Genomic DNA, 19,167 nt, shown 5'->3' with positions numbered 1-19,167 from the left:
TATGGCGCGAATCGCGTTCCACCTGGAGATTAAAGACGGCAAGCGAGAAGAGTACCGAACGAAACACGAGAACGTCCCCGAGGCGCTCGAATCCGCCTACTTGGACTCCGACGCCGGCCTGCAAACGTACAGCGTCTTCGAGAAAGACGGCCACGTTTTCGGCTTCATGGAAGTCGACGACCCGGAGGCCATCCAAGAGGTAATGGACAACAGCGAGGCGCAAGCCGACTGGGCAGAGGTCATGAGCGGCATCACCGTCGAGACCGACGACAGTTGGATGGACGAAGTCTACCGGATGATCTGACGCTCGAAGGAGACAGTTGTCCGGCCATGGCGGAGCGCCCGCCATCCGCAACGAATTTCTCACCGAGAATAGTACTGGACGAATTACCCCAAAATCGAATTTACCCCGGAGTAGCGGCGCACAAATGGCCGTCTTCCGGAATAACCGTTCGCTCCGGTCCTTCCGGATACTTATCCGCCACTGGCGGAAACCCGGTGAGGCTCGAATCGACCGTGGAGCGTCACCCGCTAACCGAGTGGTACGACGGCTCGATGTACGCGATTGCCGTCCAAACGGGTTGCACGCCCTAACCATTACTACCATAGAATTGTAATTTGGAATTATTTCTATGCGGAGTGTCACGGATATATCCTGGAGCACAGATTCGACCGGCCAGACGAGAAGACCACTGCGGGAGAGAGCAATAGAAAACCCGATACTGCACTATTTGGGCCTCTATCCTCGATATACGTCCGATTCAGCTCGATCCCCGGCGCCAGAAGCTCTTCCGGCCATGCCGGATGATTGTCCGGCGTGAGCGACTGACCGACCGACTGCGGCTCACCACGACGTGATAGGGACCTCCCGGAGCGGCCCCGGAAGCGGGATATCGACCGTCGAATCGGTGTAGTGCGAGAGGTAGAACCCGACGATGATTTCGAGCGAGCGGGTCGCCGCGACGCCGGGCGAGTAGTTTTCGGCGTCGCCGCCGAGGAGTTCCTGTACGTGGGCCGCCGCGTTGGCGAACGACCCCTTGTAGTCCGATTCCCACGTCCACGCGCCCTCGATGCCGGGGAGCGACCGCTCGACGTGTTCGCCGTCTTCGAGCGACCAGTAGCGCCACTCGCCGTCGTCGTTGTTCATGTAGAGTTTGCCCTCGGTGCCGATGAAACTCAGCGTCATCGAGGAGACGTCGCGCGGAATCGTGCAGTCCACGGTGACGAACGTGCCGTCGTCCATGACGACGTGCCCGCCGCCGCCGGCGTCGACGACCGACTCCGTGGCGTCCAGCGCGTCGAGCGCCTCGTTCTCGCCGGTGATGTGGCCGCTCACCCGCGAGGCCCGCGCGTCGAGGAGGTAGACGAGGGTGTCGAGGACGTGCGTGGAGTTCCGCATGAGTTCCATGCGGTACTGCGCGCTCACGGACTTCACGTCGCCGAGGATACCCTCATCGCGGACGAGGTCGCGGAGCCGACGGAGCTTGTCCGTGAACCGGAACGAGTGGTTGACGACGAGTTCCGTGTCGGTGTCGTCGCAGACGGCGACCATTTCCTCGGCGTCGCTGACGGCCGACGCGATGGGTTTCTCGCACCAGACGACCGAGGGGTCGGCCGCGGAGCGCGCGGCGTAGACGACGTGGTCGCGGTGGAGGAACGACGGCGTGCAGACCGACACCGCGTCGAGGTCCTCAGCTTCGAGCATCGCCTCGTGGCCGACGTACCGGCGGTCGGCGGGGATGTCCCACGCCTCCCCGAAGGTGTCCAGTTTCGACTCGTCCACGTCTGCGACGGCGACGAGTTCGATGTCGTCGGTCGCGGCGTACCCGCCCGCGTGGCTCGCGTCGATTTTCTCTCTGCCGATGGCCTCCTCGTCGTGCATGCCGAGGATGCCCATCCCTGCGATGCCGCCCGTGCCGATGATGCCTGCGTGGTAAGTCATAGTGTCTCCTGTCGCGGGAGTTCGTTCGTCAATGTGCGCCGGAGCGCATAACTGTGGTGCCAGGCCGAAAGAGTCGAAACGAACGCTGGGGGCGAAGGTCTCAGTCGAGCGCGGCCGCGGCCATCAGGAACCAGCCCTGTCCGTAAGGCGTGTCCGTCAGCGGAGCCTCGGGGCCGCCCGGCGGGCCGGCGACGCGGTTGACCGCGCCCTCCTCGCCGACGACGCGAGAGACGGCTGCGAGCCCGTCTTCGGCGGGTCGGCGGTAGGTCTCCGCATCGAGGATGCCGAGGTCGATGCCGCGGGCGAACGCGTAGGCGAACATGAGCGTCCCCGACGATTCGAGCGGCGTGTGCGGGTCGTCGACGAGGTTGTGCCAGAAACCGCTACCGTCTTGGAGCGGAAGGAGCGCCTCGCAGTGCGACCGGAACAGGTCGAGGAGGTCGTCGCGCTTCGGGTGGTCCTCGGGGAGCCGTTCGAGCACGTCCGCCGAGGCGGCGGCGGCCCACCCGTTGCCGCGCGCCCAGAACGCGCCCTGCGGGTAGTGGTTCGGCTGTTCGACCCAGATGTGGCGGAACAGCCCCGTGTGGCCGTCGCGGAGGTGCGCGGCGTGAATCAGAATCTGCTCGACCGCCTCGTCGAAGGCGTCGGCGTCGCCCGCGGCCGCGCCGTAGCGCGCGAGGAACGGGCACATCATGTAGACGGAGTCGATCCACAGCGACTTGATGCCCGCGAGTTCGGGGTCGTGGTGAGGGATGCCGCCGTCTTCGGTCCGCTCGAAGGAGAGAAGCGATTCGTAGGCGCGTTCGGCCGCGTCGAGGTAGCGGTCCTCGCCCGTGCGGTCGTAGAAGTCGAGGACGCTGTGACCGATGGCGGTGCTGTTGTTCGTGTTCATGCACTTCTTGACGGTCAGCTCCCAGCTCGCCTCGTACTCGCGGCCGTGGCTGAAAACCTCAATTGGGTAGCTCGGGCCGTAGCTCAACTGCCCGGCGTCGTTCTGGGTCGCCACCGCGGTGTCGACGAAGTGCTTCGCGCGCTCGACCGACTCGTCTCCGCCCTCGGCGAGCAGGCCGTTGATGGCGACGCCGGTAATCCACGATTGACCGTCGATGTCCAACGACCGGAGATACGACGCGGCGCGCTGGACTGGTGTAAGCTCGTCTGCTGGCATGGGTACAGTACCCACACGAAGACGTGCAGGGATGAAAAATGTATCCCATGGCGACGCGCCACCGCGGGAAGGCGGCCGCGCGGGCCAGTCGGTCAGCCAGTCCGGAGCCGGGGGTACTCGTTCGTCGCAGCCGATACGTTCCCCAGGCGGGAACAAATATATACGGCTCTGGTTCGACTACCACACCATGAGCTCCCCACCGAACAAACGCCCCGGCCGAACAATCCGCTCGGTCCAGATAGCGTTCAATATCATCGACCACCTCCAGGAGGAGGCGGGCATCGGCGTGACGCGAATTGCCGACGAGCTCGGCCACTCGAAGAGCACGGTCCACAGCCACCTCCGAACGCTCGAAGAGCGGCGCGTCATCGTCCGAGAGGGCGACGGCTACCGGCTGGGCCTGCGGTTTCTCGACGTGGCTTCGCACGTCCGCGACCAGATAGGCAACTTCGACATCGTTCAAAAAGAGGTCGACTCGCTGGCCGAGGAGACGGGCGAAATCGTCCAGTTCGGCGTCGAGGAGTACGGAAAGGTCTCGTACCTCCACAAGGCGCAGGGGGAACACGCCGTCGAGACGCTGTCGCGGGTGGGGACCCAACAGCCGATGTACTCCACGTCGCTGGGCAAGACGATTCTGGCGTACCTGCCGCCCGAGCGCATCGAGGAAATCGCGGCCGCGATGGAGTACGAGCCCAAGACGGCGAACACCATCACCAGTCCGGAGGAGCTGTTCGAGGAGCTCGAAACCATCCGCGAGCAAGGGTACGGCATCGACGACGAGGAGAACATCAACGGTCTGCGCTGCGTCTCTGCGCCGGTCAAGAACGACGAGACAATCCTCGGCGCGATTAGCATCACCGGCCCGTCGAGCCGGTTCACCGAGGACCGCCTGCACGGCGAACTCGCGGACTACGTCCGAAGCGCGGCGAACGTCATCGAACTGAACACGAAGTTCTCCTGAGCGCGCGGAGGCCCGCGGCTCAGTAGTTCTCGTAGATGGTCTTCACCGACGAGAAGAAGTCGAGGCCGGCGTCGCCCTGCTCGCGGTACGTGTTAGTGGACGAGTCCTTGTAGCCGCCGAAGGGGACGTGGAGTTCGAGACCGGTCGTCTTCTCGTTGATTTTCGCGACGCCCGCTTCGACCTCGTTGACGAAGCGCTTGCCCTCGCTGAGGTCCTGCGTGACGATGCTGGCCGACAGCCCGTAGTCAACGTCGTTGGCGAGGTCGAGCGCGTCCTCGAAGGAGTCGGTCTTGACGACCGCGAGGACGGGACCGAAAATCTCCTCTTGAGCGATACGAGCGTCGTTTTCGACGCCGGAGAACACGGTCGGCTCGACGAAGTAGCCGTCGTCGTAGTCGTCGCCGGAGAGTCGGCTGCCACCGGCTTCGAGCGTCGCGCCCTCCGAGGAGCCGATGTCGATGTATTCGAGCGTCGAGGACAGTTCGTTCTCGGAGACGTGCGGGCCCATGTCGGGGTCGTCGAGTCCGTCGCCGACGACGAGCGACTCGGCGTAGTCGGAGACGGCCGCGACGAACTCGTCGTACACGTCCTCGTGGACGATGGCGCGCGAGGTGGCCGTACACGACTGGCCGGTCGTGCCGAACGCGCCGACGCCGACGGTCTCGGCGGCCGCCTCGATGTCCGCGCTGGGCATCACGACGGTCGGGTTCTTGCCGCCCATCTCACACTGGACGCGCTTGAGGTCGACCGCGGCCGTCTCGGCGACCATCGTCCCCACGGCGGTGCTGCCGGTAAAGGAGACGCCGTCGATGCGCTCGCTCTCGATGAGCGGGCCGCCGACCTCGCTCCCGGAGCCGGTGATGGTGTTCGCCACGCCGGCCGGGAGTCCCGCATCGTCGAGACATTCGAGGACGATGGAGACGACGCCCGGCGCTTCGGACGCCGGCTTGAGGACCGCGGTGTTACCGGCCGCGAGCGCCGGGGCGAGCTTCCAGACCGGGATGGCGATGGGGTAGTTCCACGGCGTGATGAGCGCGACCGTGCCGAGGGGTTCGTGCTTCGTGTAGAGGTCCTTGCCGGGGGCGCTCGCAGACTTGACGGTGCCGCCGAAGTCCCGCGCCTTCGCGCCGTAGTAGTGGAAGATGTCGATGGCGCGCTGTACTTCGCCGCCCGCCTCGGAGCGCGTCTTGCCCTCCTCGCGGACGAGCACTTCGGTCGCCTCCTCCTTCCGGGCTTCGAGGTTGTTGCCGGCCTCGCGGAGCACCGCGCCACGGGACGGACCGGGCGTCGACGCCCACTCGTCCTGCGCGGCGACGGCCGCGTCGAGCGCCGCCTCGACGTCCGCTTCGGAGGACGCCGGGGGGACGCTGACGACTTCGCCGGCCGCCGCGGGGTTCGTCACTTCGAACGTCTCTCCCGACTGGGAATCTGTCCATTCGCCGTCGATGAAGTTACCGTAGGTTCTCGACATTCGACCTAGCCATGCACACCCATCACCAAGTAAGCTTCTCATGGCGAGCGCGGATGGCCGCCGCGCGCTCGTGGCCGTCGCAAGGTGTGAGCGAAGCGAATTCGCGAGGTTCGGACTGGTATCGACGAGCCGCCGCCGCCTCAAAGGAGGAACTGGAGGACGACGAACAGGGTGGCGACCGAGACGGCGGTGGTCGCGAACACGTTCATCGACGCGAGGTCGGCGTCGCCGCCGAGTTCGTTCGCGTAGATGAACGACGAGACGGCGGTCGGCGTCGCGAGCATCGTCACGCCGGCTTGGACCGTCGACCAACTCGACGCGAACGTCGAGAAGACGGCGAAGGCGAGAAGCGGCATCAGGACGACTTTGCTGCCGACGACGGCCCCGACGGTGCGAAAGTCGAACGACTCGGTGGAAATCGTGAGCGACGCGCCGATGGAGAGCAGCGCCACGGGGAGCGCGAGCGAGGAGAGCGCGTCGAGCCCCGTCAGAAGGACACCGGGGACGCCGAGGCCGAGCCCGGAGAAGGCGAGCCCCAACACGAGCGCCGGAATGACCGGCGTCTTGAGCACGCCGATGAACTCCTCTTTGAACGACACGTCAGCGCCGTTGACGAGCACGAGGACCGTGATAGTGAGCGGGACGTGGGTGAGCGCGCCGATGCCGAGAATGACGGCCGCCTTCGCAGACGCCAGCGAACCGAACGTCGAATCGACGAGCGGGAGCCCGAGGAAGCCGAGGTTCGAGTAGTACGACTGGACGATGGCGACACTGCGAACCGAGTCGGGCGACACCCGCCGGTGGACGACCCAGCCGACGGCGAGCATCGTAAAGAGGACGAGCCAAAAGCCCAACACGAGCGTCGGCTCGATAACTTCGCGAATCGGCTGGTCGTACGTCGAGGTGAACACGAGCGCGGGGAGCGCGAAGGCGAACGCGAAGAACGTGAGTTTGTCGCGGCGGCCGCTGTCGAGGAGGCCGAGACGCTTCGCTAGCGCCCCGAGGCAGAGCACCCCGAGCATGTAGCCCAGATTTGCGGCGACGGTCATACACGTCCATCGAACAGGGGGGTGCTTCGGTGTTACGCTCGCGGAGATTTCGTTCGGAAAATTCGACTACGAGAGCGTCTGAGTCGCGCATATCCCGGTCAATCGTCCATGAGAGATTCGAGCTCGCGCGCGAGGCGCTCACCGATGCGAACCATCGCGTCGTCGCCGGGATGGACGAGGTCGGTCGTCATCCCGCTGGCGGTCGGCAGGAGGTCGGGGCCCTCCACGAGGTGGACGTTGTCGTAGCCGCACTCGTCAACCACGTCACGAAGGTGCTGGCGGAACGTCTCGGAGAGCGTCGCTTCCTCGTGGTCGCGCTTGTACTCGCGCACGTGCGGGAACAGCGTGATGCAGGCGACGGGTTTGGTCGGGTTCGCCGCGGCGACGGTTTCGACCATGTCCGCGGCGCGCTCGCGGAACTCGTCGGGCGAGAATCGGCCGACCATGTTCACCGACAGCGAGAGCGTCGCCACGTCCCAGTCGTCGCGGGCGGCGATGTGCTCGGCCATCGCGGGGTCGCAGTAGGCTGTCCCGCAGGAGCCGAGATTTATCGGGTCCGCACCGAGTCTCCGGGCCGTCTGGTTAACGTACGTGAGCATCTCCGCCGACGGGTCCTCGCCCTCGGTAATCGACGTGCCGTACGCGAGGTATCGGAGGCTCGGAACCTCGTCGGCGGTCGGCGGCCGCCGCGCGCCCTCGACGCCGTGGTAGTAGATGTGGCCGCCGCGGTGGTCGCCGGGGAAGACGAGTCGGCACACCTCGGGCGCGTAACGCATCTCGCCGGTCGCCGCCGGGTCGAGGTCGGACAGCGACTCCGGGGGAGACAGTTCGACCGTCTTCGGCTCCGGCCCGAGCGTGAACTCCTCGCCCGTCGCCTGAAAGTCTCCCCAGAACGGTCGAACGAGGCTGTCTCGCTCCTCGGAGGAGAGCGTGATTCGAACCGTCTCATCGGGGACGAGTCGAATCTCGGTTCCCGCCGGGTGAGACATCCGCGTCTGCGCGCCGGTGTTCAGGCCGCTCCTGACGGCCTCCGGAACGCGGAGCAGTCGAAGTCCCTCGTGCGGTCTGACCCGCTGGAGCGCCCTGACGTTGTGGAACTGAACGTCGTCGTGCTGGATATCGTCGTGCTGCATACCGTGTGAGTCACGCACACGCCACACCTACTTATCCCTACCTCCGGCGACCGACGCGCGACGACGGGCGCGCCGGTGCTGGACGGAGACAGACGCCGAAGTGGCATCATCGGTTCCCGAGGCGGGAAAATTACAGTCATATGCTTGTAATATATGGGCGAATATCGCGTCGAATTCGCGCGTTCGTCGTGAGTGACGCACAGCCGACCAAAACGCCAACCCCCCTAAACCCAATCCAGAGCCCACAGAGAGGCCTAAATCCGAATATTCGCCACCGGGGAACGCAAATCCCATCCAGAGTGAATAATTGGGCACGATTCGCCTGATGTTCGTTCCCCACCGGCGAACAAGATGGAGTATGACGCTGCCCTCATGCGGTCAGTCTAGGAATGTGGCCGCTCAACTGCCGGAGCTGAAGGTGTGTTATGATTAGTGCGGGCCGGGAGTCCGGTGGGAGACGAGCGGGCCGGTGAGACGTGAAAACGGCTCAACAGGGAGCGAGGGAACGTCGAGACGGCGAAAAATGGGGTAGGGTGCTTCCGACGGCTGTCGCCGGGTAGCGTCAGGCAGGTGCGGTGAGCGTGGTCAGTCGATATCGGTGCGGTCGGAGTCGTCGGTGCGCGCTCGGGTCGATGTCGGTGAGTCAGTCGATGACGCGGGCGATGCCGTCGTCGAGTTCCTCGTACAGTTCCTCGGCGCGGCGCTCGTCGTCGGCCGACAGCGACCGAATCGGCTCGCGGACTTCCCCGCCGTGCAGGCCGGCCAGTTCGAGGCCCTTCTTCACTATCGGGACGCTTATCGCGCCGGGAAGGTCGTTGTCGGTTCCCGTCTCGCCGCGGAGAGCTTGGAACGGGAGCGTCAGGTCGCGAATCTCGCGGGCGCGTTCCCAGTTCTCCTCGGTGAGCGCCTCGAACAGCGCGAGGCCGATTTCCGGGCGGAAATTGCTGACGCCCGCCGAGAACCCCTCGATGCCCTCGTTCCAAAACGAGACGGCGTAGGGTTCCGCGAGGCCGTCCACCCAGACCACGTCGTCGTCCGCGACGGCGACGGCGGAACCGAGTTTGACCGGGTCCTCGATGGCGTACTTGACGCCGACGACGCCCTCGATGCGCGAGAGGTCGCGGAGGAAGGAGACCGAGGGGTCGAAGCCGCGGACGTAGGGAACGAGCGGCGTGTCGGTCGCGGCGTCGAGTTTCTCGTAGTAGCGGATGAGTCCCCGCTCGTGGACGTAGGTGTGGTCCGGCGGCATGACCATCATGGCGTCCACGCCGACGCGGTCGTAGGCTTCCATCAGGTCCGTCGCGGCCTTCGTCGACCCGCCGACGCCGGCGAGGACGCAGGCGCTGTCGGGGAGCGCGTCGACCGCCGTCTCCGTCACGTCGACGCGCTCCTGTTGGGACAGGGAGTGGTATTCGCTGATGTTCGCGGCCGCGAGGAACGACGAGATACCGTCGCCGGAAAGCGACTTCGCGTTCGCTTCGAGTTTGTCGTGTTGAATCTCCAGGTCGTCGTCGAACGGCGTGAGCAAGCCGACGGCGACGCCACGGAGACGACTGCGTACACGGTCGTCTGCGAGTGGCATGGTACAGTCAATCTGAGTCAACCGTGATAAACCCATCGTCAACGCCTGAACCCGGCGTTCACGCGCGAGAGGGCCCGCGAGTCGTCCATCTGGTGCGCGGCATTCAGGCTTCGTGACCCGAACGGGCGGGCCGAAGCGATACCCGAAGCGAAGTCGGACGTCACGGTCACCCATCAATTTATTACGATTTGGTCAGAGTGGATTCGTATGGACGTCTTGATGACCGGCGTCTATGGCCGGTGCGGCACCGCAGTCATAGACCACCTGCACGACGACGACGCCTACGACTTCACGTACTTCAACCGCTCCGACCGTCCCGACGACCACCCCTACGGTGGCTACGACACCGTCGTCGGCGACGTGTCCGACTACGACGCGCTCGACGGCGCCGCGGCGGGGCAGGACGCGATGGTCCACATGGCGGCGTACCCCTACACCGACGGGACGTGGGAGGACATCTTCGAGCCCAACATCATCGGGATGTACAACGCGCTCGAAGTCGCCCGCGAGAACGAAATCGAGTCGTTCGTCTTCCTCTCGACCAATCACGTCATGGGCGGCTACGAGGACGAGTTCTCCCCCGAGATATATGAGCCGGGTCACGGACTCGTCATCGGCCACGAGGACCCCGTCCGCCCCGACTCGTTTTACGGCGCGTCGAAGGCGTACGGCGAGGACATGGGTCGGTACTACGTCGAGAACTACGAATACCCCAAGCAGTTCTACGCCCTCCGGGTGTGCAGCGTCCGGATGCCGGAGTACGACCACCCCTACGGCGACGCCGAGGCCGCCGTCGAGAACGGCGAGTTCGAACGCGGGAGCGCCGAGTACGAGGAAACCGTCGGGCGCATGAAGTCGATGTGGCAGTCCCGCCGCGACTTCGCCCACGAAATCGACTGCTGTCTGCAAGACGACAACGTCGAATTCGGTATCTTCAGCGGCGTGAGCGACAACCAGCGCCGGTGGTACGACCTCGAACACGCCCGCTCGCAGATCGGCTACCACCCGCAGGACGACGGCGAGGAGTGGGACAGCCCGCCGGAGTAGTCTCGAACGACTGAGTACAGACGGCTACGCGGTCGCGGGGGCAGAAAAAACGAGAGTCGGCTCAGTCCGCCGCGACGACGCTCACTCGGTGTGAAGCGTCACGTAGCCGTCGAAGTTGAGAATCACGAACTGCGCGAGGTCGCCGAACAGCGCCTTTCCGGTCGGCGACCGCTTCCGGCCGAGGATGAACACGTGGTCTGCGCCCTCCTCGTCGGCGACTTCGATGACCGTCTCGGCGCGCTCTTTCTCGGCGGCGATTCGCGGGACGATTTCGTAGGACACCTCGTCGTCGGTCGCGAAGACCTTCCGGGCGACCTCCTCGGCGTCGTTCATCGCGCCCTTGAACGCGTCCTGTTCGGTGTACGACGTGTGCTCGACGTCGCCGATGGTGTCGAGGACCTCCTGGGTCTCCTCGAACTCGTCTTCGGTGAGCGTGACGAGGAGGACGAGGTCGGCGTCCGCGCCGAGCGCGTGTTCTCTGGCCTCCCGGAGGAGGTCCGCGTGTAAGTCAGTGTTCTCGATGAGTACTAATCCTCTGTCCATGCACCTGCATTTCGTCTCGTCTTATCTAAGTCTACCGGGGAAAGGGACGGCGAGGGTGAGGGTGAGGCTGGCCGGGGCAGTATACTGAAATACACCGCGGTACTCTACGTAGGCATGCCCGAAACGAGTCTCGCCGACGTGCTCCGCGACTACGAGACCCGGATGAAGTTCGTCCTCGTCATCTCGCTGGCCTCTATCGTCCTGCTACTCATCTCGCTCCCGTCTATCGAACCGGGGACGACGACCCACGCGCTCGTCTACCTCCAGCTGACGACGTTCGGCGGGTTGGCGGTCCTGATGCTCGGACTGTTGCTGTGGACGGCGAGGAGCGCGTGAGACGGGGCGAAAACAAGCACGAACGGGCAGAGAACTGTTATTTTCTCTATCATGGTTGGGATGGACAAATCCAGTATCTATATTAACGGGGAGTATCATGATAGATGATACCGCATGGCTGGAAAGCGTTCAACCAACTGGAGTAGACGAGACCTTATCAAGTACGGGGCGGTGGCTGGCACGGCTGGACTGGCCGGCTGCTTCGATAGTTCCGGGCAGACGACCGAAGACGGCAGTACCGGGGACGGCACGGACGGCGGCACGACCACCGAGGGCGGCGCGAGCATCGCCGACGACACCCTCGATTACCCCGCGGGCCGACCCGCGACGGACGTGCAGTTCAACCGGTACAGCCTCGGCAACTACGCGCACACCCTGCAGGACCAACTGTTCGAGGAAGTCGCGCGCGGCTACGCCGACGGGACGGTCCGACCCGACCTGCTCGAAGACATGACCGTCGACGGGCGGACGCTCACGCTGACGTTCCCCGAGGGGTTCAAGTGGTGGAACGGCGACGACCTGACGGCCGAAGACTACTACATCGGTCTCGAAATCGACCGCCTGCAATCGCCCGAGCAGTCACCCATCGAGAGCAACACGCTGGTCGACGACTACACCATCGAGCGGACGTTCAAGACGGCCGTCTCGCCCAACCTGATGAAGGCGAACGTCGCCGAGACGTTCGTCAACACCCCGCGGTCGATTTACCGCGAATACCTCACCCGCTACGAGGAGGCATCGAATGAGAGCGAGCGCGAGAGCGTGACGAGCGACCTCCTCGACATGAGCATCACGACCCAACAGCTCATCGACGAGGGTCTCGGCAACGCGCTGTACCGCGTCACCGGCTTCAACTCCTCGGAGACCGTCCTCGAGAAGTTCGAAGACCACCCGTACGCGAGCCGGACGGACGTCCCGAACGTCCGCATCATCCCCGAGACGACCTCCGACGTGGAGTCGCTGTCGGTGAACGACCAACTCGACATGAACCCCGACGTACTCATGTCGGAGTCCCAGCAGTCCCGGTACCCGGACAACATCGAGAACGTCTACCGGCTCAACTGGTTCCGCACCCAGAAGTTCACGTTCAACTTCAAGAACGAGCACATCGCGAGGCTTCCCGTCCGACGCGCCATCGTCAACGCGGTGGACTTCGAGTCGATGGTCGCCGCGATGCGGCAGGCCGGAACGGTCGGCGCGCCCGCCGAGAACCAGACGGCGCTGCGCTCGACGATTCACGAGGAGTACCTCGGCTCGGACTTCGTCGACCAGCTCATCGACTACCCGGTCGGCAAGGATCTCGAAACCGCGACGCAGCTGCTCGAAGACGCCGGCTACACCAAGGAGAACGGGACGTGGGTCGACCCTGATGGCGAGTCCTTCACGTTCACCGTCCTCACGCAGAACAACAACACCCAGGTGCAGGCGACGAAGGTCTTCAACGACCACCTCAACGCGTTCGGCATCCAGACCGAAATCAGCACGGTCAGCTCGACCGACTACTACCAGCGCCTCCAAACGTACGAGGCGGACATCTTCTGGATATGGCACGTCGCGAAGGCGCTGTGGCACCCGACGGCGTACTTCTCGAACAACTTCTACGGCATCGAGGTCGGTGACCCCTCCAGTGGGAACGAGACCGGCCCGACGGGCAAGCCCTTTACGACGACCATCCCGAGCGAGGTCGGCGCGACCGAAATCTCCGGCAGCGGCAAAGAGATTCAGCCCGCACAGCTGATGAACGACCTGCCGAACTCCGAGTCCGCAGAGCAGGTCAGAGAGCGGACCCGCGACCTCGTCCAGTGGTTCAACTACGCGCTTCCCGACTTCGTCTTCGTCGAGGAAGACTCCGGCTACTGGGGCGACACGCAGGACTTCTCCATGCCGACGGGCGACGACTACGAACTCAACACGAACCGACCGGGCGAGTTCTCCTTCAAAAACGGATGGATTAGCTCCAACTCGCAGTGAGGTGAGACGGCAGCCTCGACGGGCTTAACCACCACAATTAAGCTCTCTCACGCTAGAAGCCAAACTATTAATAATGACACCAAAGTATTTGTTGAAGCGTCTCGGGCAAGCGATACTGACGTTTTTCGTCACGATGACGGTCTCGTTTCTGCTGTACCAGGCCATGCCCGGTGGCCCGACGGAAGCGATGCGGAGCGTGATCCTCTCGCAGAGCGGCGGGAGCGTCGATATCGACCGACTGAACAGGATGATACAGCTCTACACGAACGTGAACCCGGACCAGCCGATGCACGTACAGTATTTCAACTACGCGTCTGACGTGATTCTCCGGCAGGATCTCGGCACCTCGTTCTTCAAAAACGAGGAGGTCACGACGCTCATCATGCAGCGCATCCCGTGGTCGATGTTCATCAGCGTCTACGCGCTCGCGCTGGGCTACTCGCTGAGCATCTTCCTCGGCGTGATGACGGCCTACCGGGAGAAGTCGCGGTTCGACTCCACGGTGTCATCGCTCATCATCGGACTCAACTCGATTCCGTACTACATCGTCGGCGTCGTGCTCATCTACTTCCTCGCCATCCAGAACAACTACTTCCCGACCGGCGGCCGAATCGGCTCGGGCATCGCCGCGGGGTACAATCCGGAGTTCATGCTCAGTCTCGTGCAACACGCGGCGCTCCCGGCGATTTCGATGGGCGCGCTCGCGACCTCCGGCGCGCTCGCCATGCGCGGGAACGCGGTTCGCGTCCTCGGCGAGGACTACATCCGCGTGGCGCAGCTTCGCGGGCTCCGCGAGACCCGCATCGCCACGCAGTACCTCGGGCACAACTCCATCCTCCCGATGTACACGCAGTTTATGATCGGCATCGCCGGCGTCTTCAGCAGCGCCGTCATCGTCGAGGAGGTCTTCGCGTACCCGGGCATGGGTCTCCTGATGTTCGAGGCGGTCAAGACGCAAGACTACCCGCTGTTGATGGGCACGCTCCTCGTGTTCACGGCGATTTCGCTGACCGCCATCTTCATCGCCGACCTCACGTACACGCTCATCGACCCGCGCATCTCGGTGGGTGAGGAGTAACCATGAGTGAAGCACATTCCGACACGTTCGACCTGAAAGACCTCTACGAGGAGGACATCGACCCGGACCCCGAATCGGGTGCCGACCGCGCAAAGCGATTCCTCGAAATGAACGTTATCGCACCCGCGCGCATCGCGGCCGACGACTGGCGCGCGCTCGTCGGCGGCGCGATTCTCGCCTTTTTCGTCCTCATGGGCACCGTCGGCGTCTGGCTCGTCGAGCGACCGACGAGCGGTGACGCGCCCGTCCTCGCCGCGCCGTTCGAATCGCTGGCGTACCCGCTCGGCACCGACGTGTTCGGCCAGCCGATTCACGCCCAGCTCATCCACGCGACGCCGGGCATGTTCAAGATGATATTCGCGGGCGCGGTCGTGAGCGTCGGCTTCGCCGCTCTCGTGGGCGTCGTCGCCGGCTTCGAACACGGCACGCGCATCGACTCGTTCCTGATGACCGTCACCGACGTGGTCATCACGATTCCGGGTCTGCCGCTCATCATCGTCATCACGGCCATCTTCCAGCCAGAAAACCCCTACATCGTCGGAGTGTTCCTCGGCATCGACAACTGGCCGGGGCTGGCGCGGACCGTCCGCTCGCAGGTGCTGAGCATCCGCGAGGAGTCCTACGTCGAGGCGTCCGAAATCATGGGCATCCCGCTGTCGTCGATTCTCCGGCGGGACATCCTCTCGCAGCTCATGCCGTACGTGATGATAAACGGGGCGCTCACCTCGCGGCGCATCATCTTCGAGTCCGTGGGGTTGTACTTCCTCGGCATCCTGCCGTTCACCACGTTCAACTGGGGCGTCATGATGAACCTCGCGTACGAGGGCAACGCGCTCACCCGCCCGGACATGCTCCCGTGGATGGTCGCGCCCATGGTCTGTATCTTCCTGCTGTCGTTCGGGCTCGTCCTCCTGTCGCAGGGGCTCGACAGCCTGTTCAACGTCCGCCTCCGGGCGCGCCACGCGAACACCTCGAAGAAAGGCACCTCGAAGAACAACCAATCGCAGGCGACCGGCGGGGACTGACCCCGTGCCAACACCTATAACCAGACGATGACTACCAACCAAGCAATGCGAACGTCGAATCAGAACGACTCGGACCCCGACCAAGACGTCGTGTTCGAAGTCCGCGACCTGGAGGTCACCTTCGGGACCAACCGAGGCGAATCGAGAGTCGTCCGCAACGTCGACTTCGACATCTACCGCAACGAGACGCTCGGGATGGTCGGCGAAAGCGGCAGCGGCAAGTCGATGACGTCGTCCGCGTTGATGAACGCGGTCGTCAGTCCGGGCGAGACCTCCGGCGAGGTCACCTACTACCCGCCCGACGGCGGCGAGCCGATTTCCGTGCTCGACCTCGACGAGGAAGAGCTGCGGAAGTTCCGCTGGGGCGAAGTCGCCATGGTGTTCCAAGGTGCGATGAGCTCGTTCAACCCCGTCAAGAAGGTCCGCGGCCACTTCAGGGAGACCCTCGAAGACCACAACCGCGACGTGGAGGCGGGGCTCGACCGCGCCCGCAAGATTCTGGGCGACCTCTACTTAGACCCCGACCGCGTCCTCGACTCGTACCCCTACGAGCTCTCGGGCGGGATGAAACAGCGCGCGCTCGTCGCGCTCGCGCTCATCCTCGAACCGGAGGTGCTCGTGATGGACGAGCCGACCGCCGCGCTCGACCTCCTGATGCAGCGCTCTATCGTCTCGCTGCTCAAGGAGCTCAAAGCGGAGTACGACCTGACGATTATCTTCATCACCCACGACCTGCCGCTTCTCACCAAGCTCGCGGACCGGCTCGTCGTGATGTACGCGTTCGACATCGTCGAAATCGGCTCGACCGAGGAGATACTGTACGACGCCGCGCACCCCTACACGCGGTCGCTCCTCAACGCGACGCCGGACCTGAACGCCCCCATCGAGGAGATGCAGTCCATCTCGGGGTCGAAGCCCGACCCGGTGACCAACATCCCCGGCTGTTCGTACCGGCCGCGGTGCCCGATGGCCGACGAGTCTTGCGCGGAGGCGGAGCCACCGATGGCGGACCGCGGCGGCGGCCACCGAACCGCGTGTTTCTACCACGACGACGTGTCCGACGAGATTCCGATTCCCGCGATGGAAGCGGCCGAAGAGGGCGGTGAGGCCGAATGAGCGTCGATAACTCCATCCTCTCGGTGGACGACGTATCGGTCCACTTCACGGACAGCAGCGGCTTCCTCGGCCTGTTCGGCGAGCGACAGACGGTCCGCGCCGTCGACGGCATCTCGCTCGACATCGGGGAAAACGACGTGGTCACGCTCATCGGCGAGTCCGGCTGCGGTAAGTCGACGCTCGGAAAGGCCATCATCGGCGCGCAGGAGCCGACCCACGGCTCGATTACCTACCGCGGACAGGATATCTGGGAGGCGAAAAACAGCCGCGACCCGGACATCCCGTTCTCGGAGATTCGGCGGTCGCTCCAGATTATCCACCAGGACCCCGGCAGCGCGCTGAATCCGAACCAGCGCATCCTCACCTCGCTGATGCTCCCCCTGAAAAAGTGGAACCCGAGTCTCGGCGAGGAGGAGCGCCGAAAGCGCATCTACGCGCTCTTCGAACGCGTCGGGCTCACGCCCGCCGAGGACTTCGTCGAGCGGTTCCCCCACCAGCTCTCGGGCGGCGAGAAACAGCGCGTCGTGTTGGTTCGGTCGCTGCTTTTGAACCCGGACGTCATCCTCGCCGACGAGGCCATCAGCGCCCTCGACGTGAGCCTCCGGGTGGAGATGATGGACCTGATGCTCGAACTGCAAGACCTGTTCAACACCTCCTACGTCTTCATCAGCCACGACCTCTCGAACGCCCGGTACATCGCCGAGAAGTCCGGCGGCCGCATCGCCGTCATGTACCTCGGCCGCATCGTCGAAGTCGGGCCGATAGAGCAGGTCATCGGTGACCCTCAGCACCCCTACACGCAGGCGCTGAAGTGGGCGACCCCGAACCTCTACGAAGGAGACGAGGACGACGACCTTCCGATTCGGAAAATCGACATCCCCGACCCGACGAACCGGCCCAGCGGCTGTCACTTCCACCCGCGCTGTCCGAAGGCGCGCGAGGTCTGTGAGACGAACGACCCGGGCGCGTTCGAAGACGAGACCGGCCACGCCGCGCGGTGTTTCCGCGCCGACGAAGACCACGAGTACTGGGACAGTCCGAGCATCGTCGACGACTGAACCGGGCTCGCGGACGCCGTGCGCGGCCAACTATCGACCGCCGACCACCGACCGCTGACCGCTGACCGTCAGCCGCTTTCCAGCACCACGTTTTCGCCCCGCAGAGCCGTCCGAGCCGGTCGAACGACCTCCGAGCGAGCAGTATCTATTTGTGTGCGGAGAGCGACCGTGTGGGTACGTATGTCAGTCAACGCATCGCGCGTGCCTTCGCTCCGGAAGGCCGCGGCGTCGAACCGGAACTTCATTATGACCGCGCTCGCCGGCGTCTGCATGATTCTCCTCGCGCGTTTCGTCCTCGACGGGACGATTGCAGGAATGTTCGGCGTCTGGGGCATCTCGCTCGTCGGCGTCGCCGTCGGCGGCTACCTGTTGCTCCGACTCTGGGGCGCGTACAATTGACCTCCGAGACTCGGCCACCGACCGGAACGGCGAACTGAATCACCACTCGGAAAAACGGGGATAGCGTTTCGCGAGCGACCGCCGTCGCGTCGTCGTTCTCTCTCGTCGCACTCGGGGTCGTTCCGTCCCGCCCGCCGAGGTAGTTACGCGACGCGGTTGGCGTCGATGTAGTCCCAGTCGAACGCGTAGCCGAGGCCGGGCGTCTTCGGCAGTTCGACCACGCCGTTGTCGTCGATTTCGTCCGGCGGGTGTTCGAGACCGGGGAAGTACGTCTCGTAGTCGTGCTTCGGGTGCAGGAGGCCGCGCTCGTAGTACCGGCCGGGGAACGCCATCGTCCCGAGTAGTTGGAGGTTCGGCGCGTCGCGGCCGTGAATCTCGCACTCGATGTTGAACGACTCGCAGAGGCCGACCGCCTTCAACGCCGGCGTGAGGCCGCCAACGTCGTAGACGCCGACGCGGATGATATCTGCGATGTCCCGCTTAATCCACTCGGCGCGGGTGTGCATCCGACCCTCGGCGGTCTCGGGGCCGACGACGGCGATATCGAGTTCGTTCGAGAGCCACTCGTAGGAGGACATCGAGTGTTCGTCCATCGGCTCTTCTATCCAGCGGAAGTCGAGGTCTTCGAGCGCCTTCCCGATTTTCTTGGCCTCGCTCCGGCTGTAAAAGTGGTGGGCGTCGAGCATGAGGTCGATGCCGTCGCCGACGCGCTCGCGGACCGCCCGGCAGGCGGCGATGTCCTGTTCGGGGTCGTCACCGAACGGCGGCATCCACGTGTGGAGTTTGACGGCCTGATACCCCTCCGCGACGAGTTCCTCGGCGAAGTCTGCGTACGCCTCGGGCGAGCCGAGTCCGTCGGGGTCGTCGTCACCGACCATCGTACTGCCGTACGCCGGGACCGAGTCACGGGCCGCGCCGATGAGTTGGTAGACCGGGAGGCCGGCGTCCTTGCCGGCGATGTCCCAGAGCGCGCAGTCGATGGGCGCGACGCGCTTGTCGGTGAGCGTTCCCTTGTTCAGTCGCTCGGCCCGACAGAGCAGTTGCCAGAGCTTCTCGCGGTACAGCGGGTTCTCGCCGACGAGGTGCTTCTTGGCGAACTCGTTGGCCGCCTCGTGGCCGCCGCGGCAGTAGCCGTCGGGGCCGCCGTCGACGACGACGTGGGTGATGGTCCGCGTCGACTCCCTCGGCTCGCCGGGGTGGCCGTGACCCTTCTCGTCGGGGTCGATGTGGGACGCACAGCTGAACCGGATGGTACGGATGTCGCTGATCTCCATTCGTGGTAGTCGGT

18 protein-coding genes are annotated in these 19,167 nt (G+C 64.5%); 10 read left to right on the top strand and 8 right to left on the bottom strand.

Translation table 11 applies throughout. From position 1 onward, the window contains the following. The first annotated feature begins 1 nt into the window (after position 1). Entirely contained in the window at positions 2 to 304 is a 303-nt protein-coding gene (locus tag HVO_RS00505) for an L-rhamnose mutarotase (RefSeq protein WP_004041051.1), read from the top strand. Between the two features lie 540 nt (positions 305 to 844). On the opposite strand, the gene HVO_RS00500 is transcribed toward HVO_RS00505, so the two are convergent. Beyond that, positions 845 to 1,942, bottom strand: coding sequence for a Gfo/Idh/MocA family protein (locus tag HVO_RS00500; RefSeq protein ID WP_004041052.1), 1,098 nt, complete (start codon positions 1,940 to 1,942; stop codon positions 845 to 847). 100 nt (positions 1,943 to 2,042) lie between these two features. Further along, the gene (locus HVO_RS00495; RefSeq protein ID WP_013034983.1) at positions 2,043 to 3,110 is read right to left on the bottom strand and encodes a glycoside hydrolase family 88/105 protein; all 1,068 of its coding nucleotides are present in this window, start codon (positions 3,108 to 3,110) and stop codon (positions 2,043 to 2,045) included. A 187-nt stretch (positions 3,111 to 3,297) separates the two neighbouring features. On the opposite strand from HVO_RS00495, the gene HVO_RS00490 reads away from it, so the two are divergent. Then, the gene (locus HVO_RS00490; protein WP_004041054.1) at positions 3,298 to 4,071 is read left to right on the top strand and encodes an IclR family transcriptional regulator; all 774 of its coding nucleotides are present in this window, start codon (positions 3,298 to 3,300) and stop codon (positions 4,069 to 4,071) included. Between the two features lie 19 nt (positions 4,072 to 4,090). Here HVO_RS00490 and xacF read toward each other — a convergent pair whose 3' ends face one another. From xacF to HVO_RS00470, 4 genes are all read right to left on the bottom strand, one after another. Then, positions 4,091 to 5,542: a 2,5-dioxovalerate dehydrogenase gene (gene xacF, locus HVO_RS00485; RefSeq protein ID WP_004041055.1), complete on the bottom strand. Its 1,452-nt coding sequence runs from the start codon at positions 5,540 to 5,542 to the stop codon at positions 4,091 to 4,093. Between the two features lie 140 nt (positions 5,543 to 5,682). Beyond that, complete coding sequence (locus tag HVO_RS00480) at positions 5,683 to 6,591, bottom strand: AEC family transporter (RefSeq protein ID WP_004041056.1); 909 nt, start codon at positions 6,589 to 6,591, stop codon at positions 5,683 to 5,685. A gap of 98 nt (positions 6,592 to 6,689) precedes the next feature. Continuing rightward, positions 6,690 to 7,724 carry an SGNH/GDSL hydrolase family protein gene (locus HVO_RS00475; protein WP_004041057.1) on the bottom strand — a complete coding sequence of 345 codons (1,035 nt, stop codon included), beginning with the start codon at positions 7,722 to 7,724 and terminating at the stop codon, positions 6,690 to 6,692. Positions 7,725 to 8,367: 643 nt separating this feature from the next. Continuing rightward, complete coding sequence (locus HVO_RS00470; protein WP_004041058.1) at positions 8,368 to 9,306, bottom strand: dihydrodipicolinate synthase family protein; 939 nt, start codon at positions 9,304 to 9,306, stop codon at positions 8,368 to 8,370. 207 nt (positions 9,307 to 9,513) lie between these two features. Between HVO_RS00470 and HVO_RS00465 the strand changes: the two genes are divergently transcribed. Next, a complete protein-coding gene (locus HVO_RS00465) occupies positions 9,514 to 10,353 on the top strand; it encodes an NAD-dependent epimerase/dehydratase family protein (protein ID WP_004041059.1) in 840 nt (279 codons plus the stop codon). Positions 10,354 to 10,434: 81 nt separating this feature from the next. Here HVO_RS00465 and HVO_RS00460 read toward each other — a convergent pair whose 3' ends face one another. After that, a complete protein-coding gene (locus tag HVO_RS00460; RefSeq protein WP_004041060.1) occupies positions 10,435 to 10,896 on the bottom strand; it encodes a universal stress protein in 462 nt (153 codons plus the stop codon). Positions 10,897 to 11,010: 114 nt separating this feature from the next. Between HVO_RS00460 and HVO_RS00455 the strand changes: the two genes are divergently transcribed. The 7 genes from HVO_RS00455 (at position 11,011) to HVO_RS00425 (ending at position 17,879) form a co-directional block, all read left to right on the top strand. Further along, the gene (locus tag HVO_RS00455; RefSeq protein WP_004041061.1) at positions 11,011 to 11,232 is read left to right on the top strand and encodes a hypothetical protein; all 222 of its coding nucleotides are present in this window, start codon (positions 11,011 to 11,013) and stop codon (positions 11,230 to 11,232) included. A 171-nt stretch (positions 11,233 to 11,403) separates the two neighbouring features. Continuing rightward, positions 11,404 to 13,203 carry an ABC transporter substrate-binding protein gene (locus HVO_RS00450; protein WP_004041062.1) on the top strand — a complete coding sequence of 600 codons (1,800 nt, stop codon included), beginning with the start codon at positions 11,404 to 11,406 and terminating at the stop codon, positions 13,201 to 13,203. Between the two features lie 73 nt (positions 13,204 to 13,276). Further along, entirely contained in the window at positions 13,277 to 14,281 is a 1,005-nt protein-coding gene (locus tag HVO_RS00445) for an ABC transporter permease (RefSeq protein ID WP_013034964.1), read from the top strand. Between the two features lie 2 nt (positions 14,282 to 14,283). Continuing rightward, positions 14,284 to 15,306 (top strand): ABC transporter permease, encoded by a 1,023-nt coding sequence (locus tag HVO_RS00440; protein WP_004041064.1) that lies wholly within the window; start codon positions 14,284 to 14,286, stop codon positions 15,304 to 15,306. A 45-nt stretch (positions 15,307 to 15,351) separates the two neighbouring features. Further along, the gene (locus tag HVO_RS00435) at positions 15,352 to 16,422 is read left to right on the top strand and encodes an ABC transporter ATP-binding protein (protein WP_004041065.1); all 1,071 of its coding nucleotides are present in this window, start codon (positions 15,352 to 15,354) and stop codon (positions 16,420 to 16,422) included. Further along, on the top strand, positions 16,419 to 17,480 hold the full coding sequence (locus HVO_RS00430) for an ABC transporter ATP-binding protein (RefSeq protein WP_004041066.1): 1,062 nt from the start codon (positions 16,419 to 16,421) through the stop codon (positions 17,478 to 17,480). The genes HVO_RS00435 and HVO_RS00430 overlap by 4 nt, the downstream gene beginning before the upstream one ends. A 180-nt stretch (positions 17,481 to 17,660) precedes the next feature. Then, on the top strand, positions 17,661 to 17,879 hold the full coding sequence (locus tag HVO_RS00425; RefSeq protein WP_004041067.1) for a hypothetical protein: 219 nt from the start codon (positions 17,661 to 17,663) through the stop codon (positions 17,877 to 17,879). A gap of 143 nt (positions 17,880 to 18,022) precedes the next feature. Here the strand turns inward: HVO_RS00425 and HVO_RS00420 are convergent, their stop codons facing one another. After that, complete coding sequence (locus HVO_RS00420; protein WP_004041068.1) at positions 18,023 to 19,153, bottom strand: enolase C-terminal domain-like protein; 1,131 nt, start codon at positions 19,151 to 19,153, stop codon at positions 18,023 to 18,025. Positions 19,154 to 19,167: the final 14 nt, after the last annotated feature.

The sequence above is a fragment of the Haloferax volcanii DS2 genome, assembly GCF_000025685.1.
Classification (GTDB): domain Archaea; phylum Halobacteriota; class Halobacteria; order Halobacteriales; family Haloferacaceae; genus Haloferax; species Haloferax volcanii.
The sequence above is the reverse complement of the archived record's forward strand: the minus strand, read 5'-3'. Positions and strand labels throughout refer to the sequence as shown.